The organism is Dolichospermum sp. LEGE 00240 (genome assembly GCF_015207875.1).
In the GTDB taxonomy this organism is placed as follows: domain Bacteria; phylum Cyanobacteriota; class Cyanobacteriia; order Cyanobacteriales; family Nostocaceae; genus Dolichospermum; species Dolichospermum gracile.
The window spans coordinates 64,955-86,704 of the sequence record NZ_JADEVZ010000015.1 but is presented as its reverse complement, the minus strand read 5'-3'; the positions used below and the strand labels follow the sequence as shown (position 1 = coordinate 86,704).

The window sequence follows — 21,750 nt, the reverse complement described above, 5'->3', positions numbered from 1 at the left end:
GGGGCAGGGAGCAGGGGGAATATTTCTTCCCAATGACCAATGACCAATGACTAATGACTAAGGAATAAAATTTTATGAAAGCGATGATTCTTGCGGCGGGAAAAGGTACTCGTATCCGTCCCATTACGTATACAATTCCCAAACCGATGATTCCTATACTGCAAAAGCCGGTTATGGAATTTTTGCTGGAGTTATTACGTCAACATGGCTTTGACGAAATTATGGTCAATGTCAGCCATTTAGCGGAGGAAATAGAAAGTTATTTCCGAGATGGTCAGCGGTTTGGAGTGCAGATTGCCTATTCTTTTGAAGGTAAAATTGATGATGACGGTAAACTCGTCGGTGAGGCTATTGGTTCGGCTGGGGGTATGCGTCGGATTCAAGATTTTTCCCCATTTTTTGACGACACATTTGTAGTGTTGTGTGGTGATGCTTTAATTGATTTAGATTTAACTGCGGCGGTAAAGTGGCATAAATCCAAAGGGGCGATCGCTACTATTATCACCAAATCAGTTCCCAGAGAAGAAGTTTCTAGTTATGGTGTGGTAGTTACAGACGACGATAATCGCATTCAAGCTTTCCAAGAAAAACCAACTGTTGAGGAAGCTCTTAGCACTAATATTAATACAGGTATTTATATTTTTGAGCCAGAAGTGTTCAAGTATATACCTTCTGGCATGGAGTATGACATTGGTGGGCAATTATTTCCCCAACTGGTGGCAGATAATGCCCCTTTTTATGCCATTCCAATGGATTTTGAATGGGTAGATATTGGTAAAGTTCCCGATTATTGGCGAGCAATTCGTGGCGTTTTATCAGGGGAAATTAAAAATGTGCAAATTCCCGGACATGAAGTTTTGCCCGGTATTTTTACCGGGTTAAATGTATCTGTAAATTGGGATAAAGTAGATATTACTGGACCTGTTTATATTGGGGGAATGACTAAAATTGAGGATGGGGCAAAAATTATTGGTCCGGCGATGATTGGTCCAAATTGTTGGATTTGCAGTGGTGCAACTGTAGATAACAGTGTGATTTTTGAATGGTCGCGGTTAGCTCCAGGTGTGCGTTTGGTAGATAAGCTGGTGTTTGGACGTTATTGTGTAGATAAGACGGGAGCATCAATTGATGTCCAAGCTGCGGCTTTGGATTGGTTGATTACTGATGCTCGTCAAACTCCACCTTCACAAACGCCTTTAGAACACCAAGCGATCGCCGAATTATTGGGAACAAATTCAATTTAGTCCGTTGTCAGTTGTCAGTTGTCAGTTGTCAGTTGTCCGTTGTCAGTTGTCCGTTGCTCGTTGTTCGTTGTAATTTACTGCCAACCAATGACCAATGACCACTGACCACTGACCACTGACCAATGACCAATGACCAATGACTAATGACTAATGACTATTCAAGTAAGTATACCGTTGTAAACTTTGCTCGTAAGTTTGTAGTAGTCGTTGGGACTCTGCTATAGTGATATGCTGCTCTTCTAAGGCTCGTTCACAACGTTGGCGAATGTTTTCTATCATGTCTTCAGAATCATACTGGACATAGCTTAAAACTTCACTCATGGTATCGCCCTTGACAACATGTTCAATTTGATAACCTTTGGGAGTTAAATTAATGTGAACAGCGTTAGTATCACCGAAGAGGTTATGTAAATTCCCCATAATTTCCTGGTACGCTCCATTTAGGAACATTCCTAGATAATAGGGTTTTCCTGGCTCAAATTTGTGCAGTTCTAAAACCGATTTGACATCCCGTAAATCTATAAAGCGGTCTATTTTCCCATCACTGTCACAGGTTAAATCCGCTAAAATTCCTCTGCGAGTTGGTTCTTCGTCAAGGCGATGTATGGGCATAATGGGAAATAGTTGATCAATCGCCCAACAATCCGGTGCTGATTGAAACACAGAAAGATTGATGTAGTAAATGGAAGCCATGATTCTTTCCAGGTCTTCCAACTCATCAGGTACGTATTCTTCCTGACGGATGAGAGTTAAAACTTTTTGACAACAAGCCCAGTAAAGACGCTCGGCTTTAGCGCGTTCGTTGAGGCGCAAAATTCCTAAGTTGAAACGACTGATGGCTTCTTCTTTAAATTGAGCAGCATCGTGATAGAACTCTTGGTAATTTTCCTTATTAATGGATTGGTAGGTTTCCCAGAGATATTTAATGATTGGGGATTCTCCTTCTTGGGGAGGAGAAGGAGGATCAAGGGGGACATCACTGGTGCTGAGAACATCAAAGATTAAAACCGATTGGTGGGAAGAAATCGCCCGACCACTTTCACTAACTAATGTTGGTACGGGAATATGCTTTTCATCACAGGTATCTTTCAACTCTGCCACGATGTCGTTAGCATAGTTTTGCATATTGTAGTTTTTTGAGGTGTAGAAGTTGGTTTGAGAGCCGTCGTAATCTACACCTAAGCCACCACCAACATCTAAATACTTCATATCTGCCCCTAACATGGCCAACTCCACGTAAATGCGGCTGGCTTCTTGGATGGCATCTTTAATGACATTAATCGCGGAGATTTGAGAACCAATGTGGAAGTGTAATAATTGCAAAGAACTGAGTAAGTTAGCTGCACCTAATTTTTCCACCGCTTCCATAATTTCGGGAATCGTCAAGCCAAATTTCGCGCGATCGCCTGTGGAAGTTCCCCAACGTCCCATTCCTTGGGTGCTTAATTTCGCTCTTACTCCTAAGATGGGCTTAATGCCTAATTGACGACTAGCCGCAATGGCTAAATCTACCTCTTCAATTTGCTCGAGGACGATAACTGGTGTTTGTCCTAGTCTTTGGGCTAACATCGCTGTTTCGATGTATTCCCGGTCTTTGTAGCCGTTGCAAATTAACAATGATCCTGGTGTATCCAACAAAGCCAGAGCAATCATTAATTCTGGCTTAGAACCTGCTTCTAAACCAAATTGATGAGGTTTACCAAACCGAACTAGATCTTCGATTAGGTGGCGTTGTTGATTACACTTAACTGGAAATACTCCCCGATATACACCAGGATAGTTATAGCGAGCGATCGCCTTCGCAAAACAAGCGTTTAATCGCTCAATTCGGTCTTCCAAAATATCAGAAAACCGGATTAACATCGGTAGACCCAAATTACGCTGCTTTAAAGCATTTACCAACTCAAACAAATCTAATGACCCACCGCGTTCACCCTTGGGAGAAACAGTGACATGACCAGCCGCATTAATCGAAAAATAAGGCTGTCCCCAACCTTCAATGCGGTAAAGGTCTTCACTGTTCTCAATTTTCCAAGGCACAGGTAAATCTCCTGTAATTGTACTAGGTACTAACAGTTGTTTCTGTTTTTTGTTTTTCAATTCGCCTTTATGCCCATTAGACGGCACTTTCACAATCTCATCAGCGGTTGACTCGACACCCATTTCTTCCTGACCTCTGTGTTTATCCCACGAAATAACAATTTAACAAAATAGTTTGATAACGGATATACAACTAGAAATAATTTCTGATTAAGAATTAGTAATTAGAAGTATGGTTAATACCATGTTGCCCTACCCATAGAGGGGTAAGTAAGCCTTGTTAGGTTTTGACCAAAAAGAAAAGAAGACTATGTTTTCTTAATTCCCTGATCTCTGCAAATTTTTCGGGAAAATTCTCAAAACTACTAGACAAAAGACATCAATACAACTGACAATTAACCCATCAAAATTAGATTATGTTTTTGGAGACAGATTTGGAACGCACATTTTTAGCAATTAAGCCTGACGGTGTCCAGCGCGGACTGGTGGGTGAAATTATCCGCCGATTTGAAACCAAAGGCTTTACCCTGGTGGGTTTAAAGTTTATGAAGGTCAGCAAGGAATTGGCAGAAAAACATTATGATGTTCACCGTGAAAGACCTTTTTTCCCTGGTTTAGTGGAATTTATCATTTCTAGTCCAGTAGTAGCAATGGTTTGGCAAGGTGAGGGCGTTGTGGCAGCAGCCAGAAAAATTATTGGCGCAACCAACCCTTTAACAGCAGAACCAGGCACAATTCGCGGCGATTTTGGCGTTAATGTCGGTCGTAACCTCATTCATGGTTCTGATGCTCAAGAAACCGCTCAAACAGAAATTGCGCTGTGGTTTAAGGAAGAGGAATTAGTTGCTTGGCAACCTCATTCTACACCTTGGTTAAATGAGTAGTTAGGGATTGGTAATGGGTAATGGGTAATGGGTAATGGGTAATGGGTAATGGGTAGTAAAACTCTTCCCTGTTCCCTGTTCCCTGTTCCCTGTTCCCTGTTCCCTGTTCCCTGTTCCCTGTTCCCTGCTCCCTGCTCCCTACTCCCTGTCCCAATTACTTCGACACTTCCGTTTTTTCCCGTTCTTCTGGGGCTAATTCCACAACGTTGCGTTTAGAGAAGCCCCAGGCTAAGATGATCCCAATGGCAGTCACTACGAGCCATTCTGGTGGGACTAAATCATCGTTGATGACTTTTAATAAGAGACGTAAACCCACAAATGCTACAGTGATATAGCCTGCGTCTTCTAAGTTTGTATATTCATCTAACCAGCGGATAAATAATCCAGCCATAAATCGGAGGGTGACAATCCCAATGGTTGTACCTGTGATTACTAACCATGTTTCTTGGGAAACGGCGATCGCTGTGGTGACACTATCCAAGGAAAAGGCTAAATCTGTAAAGGCAATTACGGGTATAGCTTGCCACAAAGATTTAAAACGTGGTCCATGATGGTGATTGTTTTCATCTTCTTGGGAACTGAAGTGTTGAAATACTAGCCATAACAGATAAGCAGCACCCAATAGTTCAAATTGCCAAAATTTCTGTACCCAGGTAGCTGTTAACAGTAGGGTAATGCGGAGAACGTAAGCGAAGACTAACCCAATATTTAGGGCTTGACGTTCTAGTTTCTTGTCTTCTAGTCCTTGGGCGATCGCAGCGAGAGCGATCGCATTATCAGCCGACAGTACCGCTTCTAAAAACACTAATATTAAGAGGACTATAGAAGCTTCAACACTGAAATGAAAATTTAAGTAATCAAATATTTGGTCTAACATTCCAATTTCTCAGGCAAAAATTTAAGAATCTACAAAAAAGGGAATAGGTTACAGGTTACAGGTTACAGGTGACAGGTTACAGGTTACAGGTTACAGGTTACAGGTGACAGGTTACAGGTTACAGGTGACAGGTGACAGGTGACAGGTTACAGGTTACAGGTTACAGGTTACAGGTTACAGGTTACAGGTTACAGGTGACAGGTTACAGGTTACAGGTTACAGGTTACAGGTGACAGGTGACAGGTGACAGGTTACAGGTTACAGGTTACAGGTGACAGGTGACAGGGAACAGTGTGATTATTTCCATACTTCCATTTATCTTAACGTGCATTTAGATCACTTTTAACGAGTAACTTTTGTTACTAACTACCTCCTACCTCCTATGCTCTCTCCCTACCCTCTGTTCCCTGCCACCTACTCCCTGTTACTTGCCTGATATGTCATATTTTCCTGACATTATGGTAATTCTTATTATTAACTATTGTTTTCCTCATTAATTCCACAGGATTTCCACAGGTGATTTGGGACTTTTCCACAGATGTTCTACGAGTTAATCAGTCATTGCTGACTTATTGGGGATTGTGAATTCTTCCCTACTAACAAGCTGGATAACTGAGTTTTTATAAAGTTATGTAACAAAAATATAGTTGTGAGCCTGATTATTTCGTCGAGATTTATTTTTGACTGCTAATTGTTAACATTTCGCAGCATTGACAAATCCACCCCTGGTGAGCGCAAAATGATGAGTCTTAAGTTTGATTTCATTCGGCATCTGAATTTTGTGTTCTGGTTTATTTTAATTTCCCCCCTCCGTCCCTCACAGGGTATGAAACAGCCCTCAGTCAGACTGAACACAAATAACTTCTCTTGATTGATCTACAGGAAAATTTTATGAACACCACAGTCCCTATCTTGACCGAAATTCCCGAAACATTACAGGAATCCATGAACAACTACCTAGAAACCCATCCTGATTGGGATCAAAACCGGGTGTTAACAGCGGCTTTATCGTTATTTTTGTTGCAAAATGGTGAGAGCGATCGCCGAGCCGCTCGTGTTTACTTAGAAACTTTATTTCATCAATGATCCTTAGAAATACTGGATTAAATAAACCAAGTTTGTTTATTTGATCCCACACAATCAAGGTGTGGGATTGGCGGTGTTTACAAGTGGTAGTCAAATTTTAGGCAGAAGTAGCGCATTCAAATTTGTACCCGACACCACGGATGGTATGAATTAATGTTGATTGAGTCGGATCTATTTCAATCTTCTTCCGAATTTGACCGATATGGACATCCACAACCCGCTGATCCCCAACATATTCATAGTCCCACACTTCTTGAATAAGTTCGGAGCGTCGCCAAACTCTAGCTGGGTGACTAGCGAGGAAATACAATAAGTCAAATTCCAGCGCAGTTAGGGGAACAGGTTCGCTATTAAGCATTACTTCCCGTCGCATAAAATCAATTGTTAATTTGTCAAAAATTAAGCGTTGCTTTTCGGCATTAGTCACAACTCGCTGCCGCCTTAAAATAGCTGCTACTCTTACCTCTAACTCTCCCAAACCAAATGGCTTAGTGAGATAGTCATCAGCACCTTTAGCAAAACCGCGAATTTTATCACCTTCGTCGGTTCTACTGGTCAGGAGTAGTACAAATACGCCACTACGACTCTGCATTTCTTGACAAAGGTTAAAGCCAATTACATCCGGCAGATTAACATCTAAAATTACTAAATCGGGATTAAATTGTTCAAACATACTCATACCAGTCTTCCCGTCTTCAGCGGACTCAACTTGGTAATTTTGTTTGAGCAAAAAGCGTTGGATTAAATTTCGCACCGCAGGATCGTCGTCAACTACAAGAATCTTAGCAACAGCCATAGGGATTAGTTTTTATAAAAGTGCATAGGATTAACAACCATGATTGCGTAGAGACGCAGGTTCTACTTTGGTAGTAATTCAAAATTTACAGGGGACAGGAATGATGATCCTGATTATTTGCATAAAATGTGATTTTTATTATGGATAGGGAAGAGGTAAATATGCTGGTATAGCAAAAGTTACGAGAAATTCAGTTTTGTTGAATTTATGTGCGGTTGACCCGACTCATGCTATGATTATGATGGATGGATAAAATCGCCTAAGACAAATAATTCAGATAGTTACCGATCTAGTTGTTGTCTTTATTTCTATAAAATCTAAAGTTGTTTTTCTGTAAAATAAAAAGTGCCGCCGATTAAGGCTAAAGTAATAACCTCCCATGAGTGATCAAAGTCCCTACGAAAAACTTGGGGTATCGGAAGACGCAAGCTTCGATGAAATCCAGGATGTTCGGAATCGCCTGTTGGAAAAACATGGTGGTGATGGTAATGTCCGAGAAGCCATTGAAGCCGCTTATGATGCGATTTTAATGGAACGCCTGCGGATGCGCCAAGAAGGTAAGATTAAAGTGCCTGAGCGCATCCGATTTCCAGAAATGCGAGTTCCATCTTCTCCTCAAATAAGTCAATCCCTTGGTCAGCAGTCTCCTGCATGGCTACAGCGAAGTTTAGATCAGCCCACGTTAACTGATGTCCTGCTACCAGGTGCTTTGTATTTAGGTTTGGGTGCAACGAGTTTGTTGTATCCCGGTGGTGGTGGACAGGTTTTACAACTGTCTTTGGTAGTTGGGGTGGGTGTTGGTATTTACTTTCTTAATCGCAAGGAAGGAAAGTTTGGGAGAGCGGTTTTATTGACGCTGGTGAGTTTAATTGCTGGTTTAATTGCTGGTGGTCTGATTGCTGGCTTGATATTACCATTGCCAGTGATCAATATGACGGCGAATCAGTTTTCTACATTGTTGACTTTTATCTTGCTGTGGTTAGTAAGTAGTTTTTTACGTTAGATAATGGGTAATTGGTTAGGAATGTGAATTAAATAAGGTGCAAAAGTAGGGTGTGTTAGCGACAGCGTAACGCACCATTCCAGGTTACATCAGAATTGCAGGTTATTAAATTTGCGTTCCTTAGTAGCCGATTACCCATTATTTTTGTGTTTACAGAAGTATCCGGTAAGCGTAAAGCTCAGTGGCTTCAGAGAAAGAGATATAAGCGACACGGGCGGTTTTAACCGCCTTCAATCTTGTACTAGTGACGTACTCCACACACTCCCTTTCAGGTGAGTGTGGGCTTCTCAGTGACTCCTCTATGAGGACATTAACTGAGCTTTAAGACCGTGCGCCCCACGGTTCTTTGGTTTTGAGATTTGTTTTTTATTTTGTAGGCTGCATTTCTGCATTTAATTGGACTACACCTACTTTTTTATAATAACATAAAATCAATATTTTGTTCGTTTCGTCGCTGTAGCCTTCTTTGTTTTCGCTACGCTCAAATACAATTTGGGCTACGCAACTCAACTCACGCGCATTCATCCCACGCTCCTAAGAGTGAGACGTGGGGCTTCTGCTGATTAAGCTAAAATATCTAGGGGTTGCTGAAAAAGTTGTCTGTGAGGGCAGGCAAGAGGCAAGAGGCAAGAGTTTGGGCTATCTGTTATCCCTAAATTTTGTGATTTATTCAACCCAAAATGCACGCTTTTGGGACTATCTCCTTCAAAAATCTTGCACCTATTTTCTTTTTTAGCAGACTCAAACCTTTGATATATATAGGTCTTACATTTATTCAGCAAGCCCTATCTAGACCTCTATTCAGACTGGAGAAATCCTGCCTGAGCAAGTCATATCGTTGATTAAAGAATCTCAGTGTCTTTAGACATGAGAGTGTCAATGGTTGAGGATCAAATTTACAGCGGTTTTTAAGTCGGCCACAATCATGTCTGGTTGATAGGATTCTAGTTGTGAGCGATCGCGGATACCAGATTCAACGGCGATAATTTTAATATTATGTTTTTTGGCGGCCGTAATGTCGGCTTCTGTGTCTCCCACCATCCAACTATCAGCAGCGGGGGGGAGTTCGGCTAAGGCTTTAGCCATTAACAATGGTTTATCTTCGACATCACGGGTTTTTACATAGTCGTTACTCAGACAATAACGGCGATTTTCTGGGAAAAATTGGCTTAAATTATGTTGATTAAAGGCATAGTCTAGTTCTCGCACTCTCCGCATGGTCATCACGGCTAAATCAACACCGGCGGCTTGAACTTGACTGAGTGCGGCTAATGCGGTGGGGATAAGGACATCATGCTGGAAATAAGGGAGGGTGTGGACTGTTTGTTTACGGATTTGGGAAAATTCTTGCCCTTGTTGGGCATCTAAACCTGATTTTAGGGCAATTTGGAGTTCGGGAGTGTGCGATCGCTTGAGTTGCCAAAATTCGGCTTTAGACAGTTCTGTAATTGTTTGTCCAGGATATCGGGTTTTCTCTAAACACAATTGATAAACACGGTAATAGCGTTCCGAAACGTCCATGATTGGCCCGTCAAAGTCAGTAATTAATCTCAGCATTAGTAGATAAGTAGGTTGGCGTTGAAAATTGTCGTTATGGTAAGGCAAGAGTCAAGAAGTTTTCAGCGATTTTACCTTTCTTTACACAGTTTGGTTTTATTGTGTTCACCTACTTAATTGGATATAGATGATTATAGGTCTCCGACTTCTTGAAGAAGTCGGGGATCTGGGTATTGGGTATTACATCAATAATTGTAACTGTGAACCTTGCTGATTTTTACTCACTTCAATTCTGGCTTGGAAAGCTTCTTTTAAGTGGGGCATATGAGTTACAGTTAAAATACAGGCAAAATCAGCGGATATGGCGTTAATGGCGGCAATTAGGCGATCGCATCCTTCCCCATCTTGAGTCCCAAATCCTTCATCTACTACTAGTAATTGTAATGATGCTCCTGCTCTTTGTGCCAATAATTTTGCCAGTGCTAAACGAATAGCAAAGTTAATTCTAAAAGCTTCCCCTCCTGAATAAGTTTCATAGGATCTCGTTCCCCTGGCATCAGCAATTAAGATATCTAATGTATCTATTAATTTGGCATTTTTCTTGCTGGATTTGCCACTGCGTCCGGCTTTTTGGGTGACAAACTGAACATGAAATTGATTTGCACTCAATCGAGAAAGTAGTTGATTAGCTTCCGCTTCCAGTTGAGGTAAAATATTTTCAATCATTAAAGCTTGAATCCCATTTTTGCCGAAAGCTTGGGCTAATTCCTGATAAACACGCTGTTGTTGTTTACAAGTTTGTAATTGTTGTATTCCTTGTTCATACTGATTTTGTAAACTTTCCAATTGCAGGGACATTTGTTTTAATTGCCCTAACTGAGATATTTTATTATCTAGTTCCTGTCTGCGGTTTACTAATTGTTGTTCTAAATTATGAATTTGGGCGGTGGGGTTGGCACTATCAGATAATTGTTTAACAATATTATCAACTTCTTGAGTTAATATTTCTCTTTCTTTCAGGATTCTTTGCCATGAATCTTCTAAATCTTGACTTTTACTAAGTAATTGCGGATATTGTGCTTGTGCTGATAATAATTGTTGATGACGTGATTGCCAAACTTGCCCTTGTCGTACACCTTGACGCAGATAATTATGCTGTTCGGAACTATAACCAATTTCCGCAATTTGCTGTTCTAAATTAGCGATTTCTTTGGCACAATCAGAATCAGTTTGTCCCTGTTGCAGTTGCCATTGTAATTGAGTAATATTCGCTGTTAATTCTGGCTTTTTAGCTGTTAGTTGTGCTTGGCGTTTTAAAGCATCTTTAATTTGTCCTTGTTTAATTTCTGCCCATCGTAATTTATCCACCTCACTGCGGGCAAGGGCGTGGTCTTGTTCACTATAATTAAGTTGTTGGAGATATTGATCTAATTGCTGAATTTCTATTTGTTTTTCGGGGGCATAATCACCAGTTTCTAAGGAATTTTCTAAATGTTCTTTTTGGGCAATAATTTGTAGTAACTGTTGTTGGACATCACTTGTAGCTTCTAACTGTGCGGCTAATTGTCCCCGTTGTTCTCGCAATGAATCATAACCGGATAATTTTTGGGATATTTCTCGATATTCCTGTCGGAGTACCTGAATTTCTCGATCTGAAACTGCGAGTTGTTCCCTCACTACCCAAAATTGTCCTTGGGTATCTTCATATTCTAATTGGGTTTTTTCGATAACTTTACTCCAATGATGTTCATCTAAAGGACGTTCACACAAAGGACAACTAGCATCGGGATTTTGTAACATTTGCAATTTTTGTTCTAGTTCTCCTAACAACCTTTCATAATCTCGTTGGTGGGCTTGCAAACGTTCAATAAAATGTCGTCTTTCCTGTCCTTTTTCTTGGACTCTTTGCAGATAAACGCGCTTCTTTTCTAATTCTTCAATTTGCGTGCCTATCTCTATTACTGCTTGTTGTAATTGGGGTTGTCGGTGATGTTGATTTTGCAGTTGTTTTTCTGTGGCTTGCATTTGCTCTAATCGCGCGACTAAACTAGCATGAGTGCGATCTAATTGAGTTTGCAAACTGGCTCTTTGTTGTAATAATGGTGTTACCTGCATTTGCAATTGATCTAAATTAGTCAAATGCTGACGGGCGGTATTTAATTGTAATATAGCTGTTTCGATATCCCCAGATTTACTCAGGGTTTGGGTAATTTCTTGTTCTTGCTGTTCTAAAGCTGCTAATTGGGCTTGGGCTTGTTGTAATTGACGTTCTAAATCTTGAGTTTGTTTATATAACTGTTGTTGTTTTTGTTGTTTTAAATTGGTAGCGCGGGTATGTTGTTCAAATTTAGCAGCAAAGATTTCTTCTTGAGATTGGAGATTTTGATATTGAGAATAACCAGCTTGAATGTCAGTTTGTTGATTTAAAACCTTTTCTAAATCTGCTAGTTGGGATTTTACGGCTATTTGTTCTTGTTGTAGGCGATCGCTATCTTGACTCAGATTATCATATCGTTGCCGCAGAAAATTTAATTGCTGTTCCCAACTTTGTCTTTGATGTTGGATAACCTGTAAACTTTGTAACTGAATATTTTCAAAAGCTTGCACCTGTTGTAGATTATTTAGTTGCGCTTCTAACTCAGTGCGCTGAGTTTCCGTTATTTCCCGTTGTTGGAGTTGAATTTTGATATTTGCTAAAGAATTTTCTAACTCTTCTCCTTGGATTCTATAAAGTTTAGCTTTATCCTTGGCTCGTTCTTCCAACTCATCATACTGATTTAGTTTCAATAACTCTGCTAAAATTTCCTTACGTTCAGCAGGACGTTTGAGCATAAATTCATCGGCTTTTCCTTGACGCAAATAAGCCGAATTAATAAAAGTCTCATAATCTAGCTTAATATGTTCGAGAATCACATCCTGAGTGGCTTTTAATCCCTTACCCGTCAAAGGACGAAACCCAGTGGGAGTTTCAATTTGAAATTCCAAAATACTAGTTCCACCCCTCACCCGGTTACGAATTACCCGATAAGTTTGCTGTCCACTTTGGAAAGTGAAATCAATTCGGACTTCTTTCGCCCCAGCATGAATCACATCATCCTCAACAGTAGCACGGCTTTCACCCCAAATTGCCCAAGTGATAGCTTCTAGAAGGGAAGATTTTCCCGCACCATTAGAACCACAAATACACGCCGTATGCAAGCCGCTAAAATCTAAACTTGCGTCACGGTAACTGAGAAAGTTTTTAATGATAAGTTGGACTGGGATCATTCAGGCTATAGTGCCACATTTACAATTTTGATTGTTAACAGTACAGATGCACTTAGTTTTTAGTTTAGTCATGTAATTAGCAGGTTTCTAGTCTTGAAGACATCAATTTTACAAAAATTTACAATATTGGGACTTATGCAAGTGTCACACTAAACATCTGTTGTAGGGTGCGTCAGACTGCATAAATCCTGCCAATAAACAGGTTCTTGATATCTGACGCACCCTACCAATGTGCCGGTTGCGTAAGTCCTGAATATAAAGACAACTTTTTTCAAATGTCATCTGATGCCATCGTCAGATATTCTGTTTTTGTTGTCAAAAATGCGTTTATTGATACTATAGGTAATAAGTGTGCTAAAAACATAATCAGACTTAATTCTATGGACTTTGACAAAAAAAGCCCTCAGCGAACGCGACATCTGTACTAAATACATCACTCCTGCCATAGTGCAAACAGCAGGATGGGATTTACATACCCAAATCCGTGAAGAAGTCACCTTTACCGCAGGACGGGTTTATGTAAGGGGTAAATTAGTCACAAGAGGACAAAGTAAACGCGCCGATTATATTCTTTATTACAAACCTAATATCAAAATTGCTGTCATTGAAGCTAAAGATAATAACCACAGTGTGGGAAGTGGAATGCAGCAAGCACTCACTCAACTATGCAGAAATGTTAGGTATACCTTTTGTTTATAGTTCCAATGGTGACGCATTTTTAGAACATGATAGAACTGTGACATCAGGAATAATGGCAAGAGAAATTCCTTTAGATAAATTTCCCACACCAGCAGAATTATGGCAACGTTACTGTAAATGGAAAAATATTGATGATCAATTACAGCCTATTGTGACCCAAAGTTATTATGATGATGGCAGTGGTAAATTCCCCCGTTACTATCAAGAAATTGCTATTAATCAAACTGTAGAAGCCATTGCTAAAGGTGAAAACAGGATATTATTAGTCATGGCTACAGGTACGGGTAAAACCTTCACAGCATTTCAAATTATTTGGCGGTTATGGAGATCTAAAACTAAAACTAGAATCCTATTTTTAGCTGATAGAAATATTCTCATAGACCAAACTAAAACCAACGATTTTAAACCTTTCAGTTCGGCTATGACGAAAATCACTAAACGTCAGGTAGATACAGCTTATGAAATTTATTTAGCCCTTTATCAAGGTGTATCAGGAACAGAATAATCTAAAAATATTTATAAACAATTCTCTAGGGGATTTTTTGATTTAATTGTCATTGATGAATGTCATCGCGGTAGTGCGGCTGATGATTCCGCATGGCGAGAAATTTTAGAATACTTTTCTGCTGCTACTCAAATCGGTTTAACAGCTACACCTAAAGAAACTAAAGAAGTTTCTAATATAGATTATTTTGGCGAACCCATTTATACTTATTCCCTCAAACAAGGGATAGAAGATGGATTTTTAGCCCCTTATAAAGTTGTCAGAATTGATATTGATAGAGATTTAGAAGGCTGGCAACCCGCACCGGGAGAATTAGATAAATATCATCAATTAATTGCAGATAAACTTTACACCCAAAAAGACATTAACCGCACTTTAGTATTAGAAAATCGAGATATTTTAGTTGCCAAAAAGATAACGGAATTTCTCAAAGCTACCAACCGATTTGATAAAACTATTGTTTTCTGTGAAGATATAGACCACGCGGAAAGAATGCGCTGTGCTTTAATTAATGAAAATGCTGATTTAGTTTCCCAAAATCGTAAATATATTATGCGAATTACGGGAGATGATGAACAGGGAAAAGCCGAATTAGATAATTTCATTTTACCAGAAAGTCCCTATCCAGTGATTGTGACAACTTCTAGATTAATGACTACAGGAATAGATGCCCAAACCTGTAAATTAATTGTTTTAGATAAAAATATTGGTTCAATGACTGAGTTTAAACAAATCATTGGTAGAGGGACAAGAATCAATGAAGAATTTGATAAAACATATTTCACAATTATAGATTTCAAAAAAGCTACTAAAAAGTTTAATGATAAAGATTTTGATGGTGAACCTGTACAAATATATGAACCAAAAACAGGTGAATCTCCTGTACCTCCAGATGATGATGATGGTAGTGCAGATAGTAGAGATAATATTGATGATTTACCCGAAAAATCAGGACAAAAGCGAGTTAAATTTGTACCTGTAGGTGTGGATGTTGATATAGTTTCTGAAAGGACTCTTTATTATGGTAAAGATGGTAAATTAATCACGGAATCTATTAAGGACTATACCCGGAAAACTGTCCAACAAGAATTTACGACTTTAGATAAATTTCTGCGTCGTTGGAATGCAGCAGCACAGAAACAAGCTATAATTCAAGAATTGCATGAACAGGGTATTTTATTAGAAGCATTAGCACAGGAAGTGGGGAAAGATTTTGATCCTTTTGATTTAATTTGTCATGTAGCTTTTGACCAACCTGCATTAAGTCGTAAAGAACGGGCTAAAAAAGTTCGTCAGCGTGATTACTTTAATAAATAGAGTGAAAACGCCCGTGTGGTTTTAGATGCACTTTTAGATAAATATGCAGACGAAGGGATTGAAAATATTGAAAATATAAATGATTTAAAAGTGCAACCGTTTGATAAAATAGGTACGCCTATGGAAATTATCAAATTATTTGGTAATAAACAAAAATATTTAGAAGCATTACAGGAGTTAAAAAATCAACTTTATATGGCATCATAATTCTGTCAGAATCAGGATGTCCAGGATTTCAGGATTTACAGGATAAAACAGGAATTTTATCTTCCATACTCTGTATTTCTCGTTCCCATACTCTGTATGGGAATAAATTTTAGAAGGCTCTGCCTTTAGTGATACTAGAGGTAGAACCTCTTGATAGCATTCCCAGTCAGAGACTGGGAACGAGATATAACGAACCACAGAGGCACAGAGTTCACAGAGAAATAAGAGTTACTCGTTCCCATACTCTGTATGGGAATGAATTTTAGAAGGCTCTGCCTTCAGTGATACTAGAGGTAGAACCTCTTGATAGCATTCCCAGTCAGAGACTGGGAACGAGATAATAAATAAAAGAAAAAATAGTCGGTTTTAACCGACTTTAGCTTTGAGACGGGGAATTTATTCCCTGGCTGGCTGACTGGATGACTCAAGTATCTGGCATAATAGCCAATAGTGCATAACTCTATCTTTATCAACAAATGTCAATCAGTACCACAATTAAAACTATCCAGGACATCATGCGTAAGAGGTGTGGAGAAAAAACCCCTACCTCATTTATTGTGTATGACCAATATGTTATTGCATGGTGTGGAAGTGCCGGCGATAACCCATACCAATATTAACTAAAATAATTGTTTCATTTTGTATTGAAAATATACAAATAATCCGATATTCATAAGTGAGACTACATGAATAAAATTCGCTGAATTCACCTTTTAATTTATGTGTTTTTAGCGAAGGATCGAAAGGGTTCTTAATGAAATATATACTACCAATTCTCATCCCACCAACCCCAGCAACCACTATGACACAAATCACCATTTCCGAACTCCCCCAAACCCTGCAAACTCTAATTAATCAAGGAATTTTCCCGTGTCCCTAATTTGAAAGTTGAAAACTGGCTAAACACCAATTAAAAAATTATTATACGGCTAATTTTTACCTCTCAAACTTCCTGCCTGTGTCTTTATCACGTTCAAATAATGAAGCGATATCATCTTCGGCAGATTCATCATCCATAAAACGTAATCTCTCAAATAAAGGCAGTTCTTTTTTTGTTGCTGCAAGTAATTAGATAATATTTTAATGACTGCTGACCACTGATAGCTGAATGCTTACGTATTTGTAATCATTGGAGTTGGGGTTGGTGTTTCTGTGATGTTGGAAGCAATGGCAAGAGAATTTGTAGTTTGTGGTCGGTTTATGCTAGAAATAGTTATTGCACCCATTAAACTCCCCACCATCAAGCCAATCAACATCAGAATCAGGATACCCAAGATAAAAGGATAAACAGGATCAGGAAATACATACAAAATAATTGGCGTTGTTGAATTGAGGTATAAACATCAAAAATTCCATTTCTCAACCTCTTAGTCTTTGCGCCTTTGCGTGAGACGAATTCATACTTTTATTCATCAACGCCAAATAATTAAATCCTGAAAATCCTTAAATCCTGAAAATCCTGATTCAGACAATAAAAACTATTTCACACCAGCTAATTCCTTCTTAAAGAAAGCTTGTAAAATACTTTCCGCAATTTGAGGACTACTCAAACCCAACTCAGCAAAAGATTGATCTGGCGTAGCATGATCTACCAAAATATCAGGAACACCAATCCGCTTCACAGGGACAACAACATCAGCATCAAGTAAAGCCTCAGCCACAGCAGAACCAAAGCCACCCATTAAACAACCTTCTTCCAAAGTCACAACCCGGCCAATTTGTTTAGCCAAAGGTAAAATCAACTCAGTATCCAAAGGTTTCACAAAACGAGCATTAATTACAGTTGCCTCAATCCCATGTTCGCTGAGAATTTCCGCCGCTTGCATTGCTGGGTAAACCATCGTACCATAGCCGACAATCAAAACATCATCACCTTGACGGAGAATTTCCCCCTTCCCGATTTCCAGAGATTCCCAGCCTTCCTCCATTAAGGGGACACCGTGACCATTACCACGAGGGAAACGCATGGCAATCGGTCCATCTGTGTAATTAATCCCAGTCACAACCATCCGTTGTAATTCCGCCTCATCCTTGGGGGCCATGACCACAATATTCGGAATACAACGCAGATAAGCAATATCATACATCCCTTGGTGAGTTGGACCATCAGCCCCAACAATCCCGGCCCGATCTAAACAGAAGAATACGGGGAGGTTTTGAATACAAACATCGTGAATAATTTGGTCAAAGGCACGTTGTAAGAAAGTGGAATAAATAGCAGCGACAGGACGCATACCTTCACAGGCTAAACCAGCAGACAAGGTAATGGCGTGTTGTTCGGCAATTCCCACATCAATATACTGATGAGGTAGTTTAGCTTGTAGTTTATCTAAGCCTGTACCAGTAGCCATTGCCGCCGTAATACCCACGATTTTAGGATTTTGTTCCGCCAGTGTTACTAAAGTATGAGAAAATACCTTAGCGTAAGCAGGGGGTTTAGGTTTACTAGAAGGAATCGCCTTCCCAGTGGCTAAATTAAAGGGAGTTTGGGCATGGTAGCCGACTTGGTCTTTTTCCGCCAGTTCATAGCCTTTACCCTTAGTTGTGACTACATGAACCAAAACCGGGCCAGTAATTTGGTGTGCTTGTTGGAATGTGGCAATTAATTCCTCTAAATTATGCCCATCAACTGGACCCATGTAAGTAAAGCCCAATTCTTCAAAAACAGCGCCGACCTTGGGGACTGCTAACCGCTTCATTCCTTCCTTAATGCGTTCCAGTTCTGGAGAAATAGATTCACCCACAAAAGGCAGATGTTTTAACTGTTCCTCAATCCCATCGGAGAGAAACTGCACTGGCGGACTCAGACGCATTTTATTCAGATAACGAGGAATCGCCCCCACATTGGGAGAAATTGACATCTCATTGTCATTGAGAACCACCAGCAGATTAGTTTTCGGGAGGTGTCCAGCGTGGTTAATGGCTTCTAGCGCCATACCCCCTGTTAAAGCCCCATCACCAATCACAGCAACGGTTTTAAATTTTTCCCCTTTTAAGTCGCGGGCTAAAGCCATCCCTAATGCAGCGGAAATACTTGTAGAAGCGTGTCCTGCGCCAAAATGATCAAATTTGTTCTCGCAGCGTTTGAGATAACCTGCAACGCCATCTTTTTGACGGAGAGTATCGAAATTACTGTAGCGTCCGGTAATTAATTTGTGGGGATAAGCTTGATGTCCTACATCCCATATAACTTTATCCCGATCTAAATCTAGGGTTTGGTAAAGTCCCAGAGTTAATTCGACAACTCCCAAGCCAGGACCCAAATGCCCTCCAAAGGCGGCTACGGTTTGTAAGTGCTTCTCACGAATTTGACGGGCAATTTGTTGCAACTGCCGAATTGACAAACCATGCAACTGGTTAGGATGGGTAATTTCACTCAAGTGCATATTATCGGCTTTTCCTCTTTAGGTCTTCTTTTGGCATGATTTTATTTTCCCACTTCCGGTGGCTTCTAAAATCTGACTGTCGTTAATTGTTGTTGTTTAACTATAACTTTTGTACGTTTTTAAGATTCATGGATAAATTTTTGTTTCATTCTTGGATGAGAATAGTATCAATGTTATATTTTGATTTAAACCATATAATGACCCAGTAACTGGCATAAATTGTAACCTCCCAAAACCGCCACACACCTTATCAATTGGTTTTTGGAACGTTAAATGTAATCAGATCGTCACTAAACACAGGATAGAATGGCAAAACATCTGGATCTTCTTTCTTCCTAGAGAAGACATATAATAGGGTTTTCAGGCTTTTGGGTGGGATAATGGAAATGAATAGCCAAGCAAAAATAAAAATAAAATAACTTTAATGCGTATATTCAGTTTCTACAGGTGATAATATCATTGCCACCAAAAGGTTTGACAAAGTCGTATTTCAAGAATTGATAGTTGATACCAAATAGCTACCATAAGTTTTTTGTAAAATAAATGGTCTGCTATATAACTAAAACTAGTGACAGCAGGAGTCAGGAGTCAGGAGTAAAATTGACTTTGTGTATAGGTTTAAATTTAGATTTTGTACCTCCTAACTACTCAATCTGCTGTATTGGTATATAAATCTGACAATTCGTCTAATTGTTGGCATTGAATGAAATTATTGAGGTGAGGAGTGATCATGAAATTATTGGTACGTTGGGGCTTGACATTGGGTTTAGCTGGTAGTGTGATGTTTGGGGGCGTATTGGGAATCAATAACCTCCCAGCCTTTGCTTTACCACAGGAGCAAGTAGTAAAAACTTTACAAGAAGTACCCGTTTTTACACTAACTAATACCAAAGGAGAATTTGTAGTTATCTCTAGGAAAAATCAATCCAAGACTATTTCCCAGATAGGCTTTTTTCTGAGCAAAAAAGATGCTCAATCTTTTTTAGAAAAGCGACTAAAAAAAGAAAATCCTCAGTTAGCAAGCACTATCCAAATCACACCTGTTTCTTTAGCAGAATACTATAAATTAGTCGTAGAAAATAATAAGAAGAAAGACTCTAATGTCATTTTTACCTTAGTCCCTACTAAACAACAGGTAGATCAGGCAATAACCATGCTGAATAGCAGCGGTAAAACAGACAAAAAATTTGATGGTATTCCTTTGTTTGTGCCAAAATTTAAGCAGGAAAATAGCTATTTAACAATTCCCAAAGGACAAGCAGGAAAGGAGCGATTAATTCCTTTCTATTTTGATAAAGAACAAGCAGTGGCTCTTTTAGAAGAATTTAAAAAGGCTAAACCACAGGAAGCTGCTAATACAGAAATTCAGGTATTAGATCTGTATAGAGTGATTGACACACTCAGTAGTAGTAATGATCCCAGCACTAATAAAATTTTCTTGTTTCCTTCACGGGAATCACTAGAATTTATTCGTTCTATAGTTCCCGCTCAACCCAAGAAATAGACAATTATTTTTACCTCCTGAAATGTTAAAGCCAAATTATAAGGTTTCTGGATTAGAACTTTGGCTGTGGCGCAAAACCGCAATTCAAGGGGCTGTAGCTGCGGATATATCCCCAATGGAGGTAGATTGGCTATTATTAACAATAGCTAATTTAGACCGCTTGGCGCTGCGTTTGGAGTCTTTCAAAACATGGCAGGAAATCCCCATAGAATTGTCTTTAACTGACTTAGAGCAATTGTGGCAAAGGCGATTAGATGACCGTTTACCGGTGCAGTATATTGCGGGAATGACGGCTTGGCGAAAGTTTCAACTCACGGTATCCAATGCGGTCTTAATTCCTAGACCAGAAACAGAGATATTGATTGATTTGGCTGTCGCTGCTGCTAATGGTGAGTTAAAAACAGGACATTGGGCGGATTTGGGAACGGGTAGTGGGGCGATATCCATTGGTTTGGCTGAAGTCTTGACAGATGCGATGATTCATGCTGTAGACATTAGTCCCGCTGCTTTAGCCGTAGCTGAAACCAATGCTGAAAATTTGGGTTTTCGGGAACGGATTCAATTTTATCAGGGTTCTTGGTGGCAACCTCTAGAATCTCTCAAGGGTCAGTTTAGCGGTATGGTATCCAATCCGCCCTATATCCCTAGTGATACGGTCTTAACTTTACAGCCGGAAGTGGTGAAACATGAACCTCATTTAGCTTTAGATGGTGGTGCAGATGGTTTAGACTATATTCGTCATTTAATTAATGTTTCCCCTGATTATTTGCGTCCTGGGGGGCTGTGGTTAATTGAAATGATGGCAGGACAGGCGGAAATGGTGCGGGAATTATTGGTAAGTAATGGGAATTATGGCAATATTTCTATTCATGCTGATTTGGCGGGAATTGAACGTTTTGCTGTGGCTTGTAAGCAAAATATTGTCTGATAGCGTAGCGTGGCGCAAGCCATATCAGGATTTTCAGGATTTGAGGATTTTCAGGATTTGAGGATTTTCAGGATTGTTGTTGGAGACTTTTGGGAATGGGAAGGATTTTGATTTGAATATTTAATAAGCAATATTGTCTGAATCAGGATTTTCAGGATTTGAGGATTTTCAGGATTATTGTTGGAGACTTTTGGAAATGGGAAGGATTTTGATTTGAATATTTAATAAGCAATATTGTCTGAATCAGGATTTTCAGGATTTGAGGATTTTCAGGATTGTGGTTGGAGACTTTTGGGAATGGGAAGGATTTTGATTTGAATATTTAATAAGCAATATTGTCTGAATCAGGATTTTCAGGATTTGAGGATTTTCAGGATTGTGGTTGGAGACTTTTGGGAATGGGAAAGATTTTGATTTAAATATTTAATAAGCAATATTGTCTGAATCAGGATTTTCAGGATTTGAGGATTTTCAGGATTATTGTTGGAGACTTTTGGAAATGGGAAGGAT

The 21,750-nt window shown here is 39.5% G+C and carries 14 protein-coding genes and 1 pseudogene; 7 read left to right on the top strand and 8 right to left on the bottom strand.

What is annotated here, in order from left to right:
• Positions 1 to 74 precede the first annotated feature (74 nt).
• Entirely contained in the window at positions 75 to 1,244 is a 1,170-nt protein-coding gene (locus IQ226_RS07465) for a sugar phosphate nucleotidyltransferase (protein ID WP_193894032.1), read from the top strand.
• Between the two features lie 147 nt (positions 1,245 to 1,391).
• Here the strand turns inward: IQ226_RS07465 and speA are convergent, their stop codons facing one another.
• On the bottom strand, positions 1,392 to 3,407 hold the full coding sequence (gene speA, locus IQ226_RS07460) for a biosynthetic arginine decarboxylase (protein ID WP_193894029.1): 2,016 nt from the start codon (positions 3,405 to 3,407) through the stop codon (positions 1,392 to 1,394).
• Between the two features lie 311 nt (positions 3,408 to 3,718).
• Between speA and ndk the strand changes: the two genes are divergently transcribed.
• Positions 3,719 to 4,168 carry a nucleoside-diphosphate kinase gene (ndk, locus tag IQ226_RS07455; RefSeq protein ID WP_193894047.1) on the top strand — a complete coding sequence of 150 codons (450 nt, stop codon included), beginning with the start codon at positions 3,719 to 3,721 and terminating at the stop codon, positions 4,166 to 4,168.
• 154 nt (positions 4,169 to 4,322) lie between these two features.
• Here the strand turns inward: ndk and IQ226_RS07450 are convergent, their stop codons facing one another.
• A complete protein-coding gene (locus IQ226_RS07450) occupies positions 4,323 to 5,045 on the bottom strand; it encodes a TerC family protein (RefSeq protein ID WP_193894026.1) in 723 nt (240 codons plus the stop codon).
• Positions 5,046 to 5,936: 891 nt separating this feature from the next.
• Here IQ226_RS07450 and IQ226_RS07445 point away from each other — a divergent pair.
• Positions 5,937 to 6,131 (top strand): DUF2811 domain-containing protein, encoded by a 195-nt coding sequence (locus IQ226_RS07445; protein WP_193894023.1) that lies wholly within the window; start codon positions 5,937 to 5,939, stop codon positions 6,129 to 6,131.
• A 97-nt stretch (positions 6,132 to 6,228) separates the two neighbouring features.
• Here IQ226_RS07445 and IQ226_RS07440 read toward each other — a convergent pair whose 3' ends face one another.
• Positions 6,229 to 6,927: a response regulator transcription factor gene (locus IQ226_RS07440; RefSeq protein WP_193894020.1), complete on the bottom strand. Its 699-nt coding sequence runs from the start codon at positions 6,925 to 6,927 to the stop codon at positions 6,229 to 6,231.
• A gap of 379 nt (positions 6,928 to 7,306) precedes the next feature.
• Between IQ226_RS07440 and IQ226_RS07435 the strand changes: the two genes are divergently transcribed.
• Positions 7,307 to 7,930: a CPP1-like family protein gene (locus IQ226_RS07435; RefSeq protein WP_193894017.1), complete on the top strand. Its 624-nt coding sequence runs from the start codon at positions 7,307 to 7,309 to the stop codon at positions 7,928 to 7,930.
• Positions 7,931 to 8,296: 366 nt separating this feature from the next.
• On the opposite strand, the gene IQ226_RS07430 is transcribed toward IQ226_RS07435, so the two are convergent.
• The 3 genes from IQ226_RS07430 to sbcC all read right to left on the bottom strand — a co-directional run bounded on the left by IQ226_RS07430 (position 8,297) and on the right by sbcC (position 12,694).
• Positions 8,297 to 8,455, bottom strand: coding sequence for a hypothetical protein (locus IQ226_RS07430; protein ID WP_193894014.1), 159 nt, complete (start codon positions 8,453 to 8,455; stop codon positions 8,297 to 8,299).
• A gap of 351 nt (positions 8,456 to 8,806) precedes the next feature.
• Positions 8,807 to 9,487, bottom strand: coding sequence for an HAD family hydrolase (locus IQ226_RS07425; RefSeq protein ID WP_193894044.1), 681 nt, complete (start codon positions 9,485 to 9,487; stop codon positions 8,807 to 8,809).
• 180 nt (positions 9,488 to 9,667) lie between these two features.
• On the bottom strand, positions 9,668 to 12,694 hold the full coding sequence (sbcC, locus tag IQ226_RS07420) for an exonuclease subunit SbcC (protein WP_193894011.1): 3,027 nt from the start codon (positions 12,692 to 12,694) through the stop codon (positions 9,668 to 9,670).
• 387 nt (positions 12,695 to 13,081) lie between these two features.
• On the opposite strand from sbcC, the pseudogene hsdR reads away from it, so the two are divergent.
• Positions 13,082 to 15,422 (top strand): annotated as a pseudogene (gene hsdR / locus IQ226_RS07415) (EcoAI/FtnUII family type I restriction enzme subunit R).
• 1,112 nt (positions 15,423 to 16,534) lie between these two features.
• Here the strand turns inward: hsdR and IQ226_RS07410 are convergent.
• The gene (locus IQ226_RS07410; RefSeq protein WP_193894008.1) at positions 16,535 to 16,732 is read right to left on the bottom strand and encodes a hypothetical protein; all 198 of its coding nucleotides are present in this window, start codon (positions 16,730 to 16,732) and stop codon (positions 16,535 to 16,537) included.
• A 168-nt stretch (positions 16,733 to 16,900) separates the two neighbouring features.
• Entirely contained in the window at positions 16,901 to 18,808 is a 1,908-nt protein-coding gene (gene dxs, locus IQ226_RS07405) for a 1-deoxy-D-xylulose-5-phosphate synthase (RefSeq protein WP_193894005.1), read from the bottom strand.
• 730 nt (positions 18,809 to 19,538) lie between these two features.
• On the opposite strand from dxs, the gene IQ226_RS07400 reads away from it, so the two are divergent.
• Positions 19,539 to 20,312, top strand: coding sequence for a Tic22 family protein (locus IQ226_RS07400; protein ID WP_193894002.1), 774 nt, complete (start codon positions 19,539 to 19,541; stop codon positions 20,310 to 20,312).
• Between the two features lie 22 nt (positions 20,313 to 20,334).
• A complete protein-coding gene (gene prmC, locus IQ226_RS07395) occupies positions 20,335 to 21,240 on the top strand; it encodes a peptide chain release factor N(5)-glutamine methyltransferase (protein WP_193893999.1) in 906 nt (301 codons plus the stop codon).
• The last annotated feature ends 510 nt before the right edge of the window (positions 21,241 to 21,750 follow it).

Coding starts and splice junctions, on each gene's coding strand:
- sbcC (WP_193894011.1), bottom strand. CDS start 12,694: ATGATCCCAGTCCAACTTATCATTAAAAACTTTCTCAGTTACCGTGAC.
- dxs (WP_193894005.1), bottom strand. CDS start 18,808: ATGCACTTGAGTGAAATTACCCATCCTAACCAGTTGCATGGTTTGTCA.
- IQ226_RS07435 (WP_193894017.1), top strand. CDS start 7,307: ATGAGTGATCAAAGTCCCTACGAAAAACTTGGGGTATCGGAAGACGCA.
- prmC (WP_193893999.1), top strand. CDS start 20,335: ATGTTAAAGCCAAATTATAAGGTTTCTGGATTAGAACTTTGGCTGTGG.
- speA (WP_193894029.1), bottom strand. CDS start 3,407: ATGGGTGTCGAGTCAACCGCTGATGAGATTGTGAAAGTGCCGTCTAAT.
- IQ226_RS07440 (WP_193894020.1), bottom strand. CDS start 6,927: ATGGCTGTTGCTAAGATTCTTGTAGTTGACGACGATCCTGCGGTGCGA.
- IQ226_RS07445 (WP_193894023.1), top strand. CDS start 5,937: ATGAACACCACAGTCCCTATCTTGACCGAAATTCCCGAAACATTACAG.
- IQ226_RS07400 (WP_193894002.1), top strand. CDS start 19,539: ATGAAATTATTGGTACGTTGGGGCTTGACATTGGGTTTAGCTGGTAGT.
- IQ226_RS07425 (WP_193894044.1), bottom strand. CDS start 9,487: ATGCTGAGATTAATTACTGACTTTGACGGGCCAATCATGGACGTTTCG.
- IQ226_RS07450 (WP_193894026.1), bottom strand. CDS start 5,045: ATGTTAGACCAAATATTTGATTACTTAAATTTTCATTTCAGTGTTGAA.
- IQ226_RS07430 (WP_193894014.1), bottom strand. CDS start 8,455: ATGAATGCGCGTGAGTTGAGTTGCGTAGCCCAAATTGTATTTGAGCGT.
- IQ226_RS07465 (WP_193894032.1), top strand. CDS start 75: ATGAAAGCGATGATTCTTGCGGCGGGAAAAGGTACTCGTATCCGTCCC.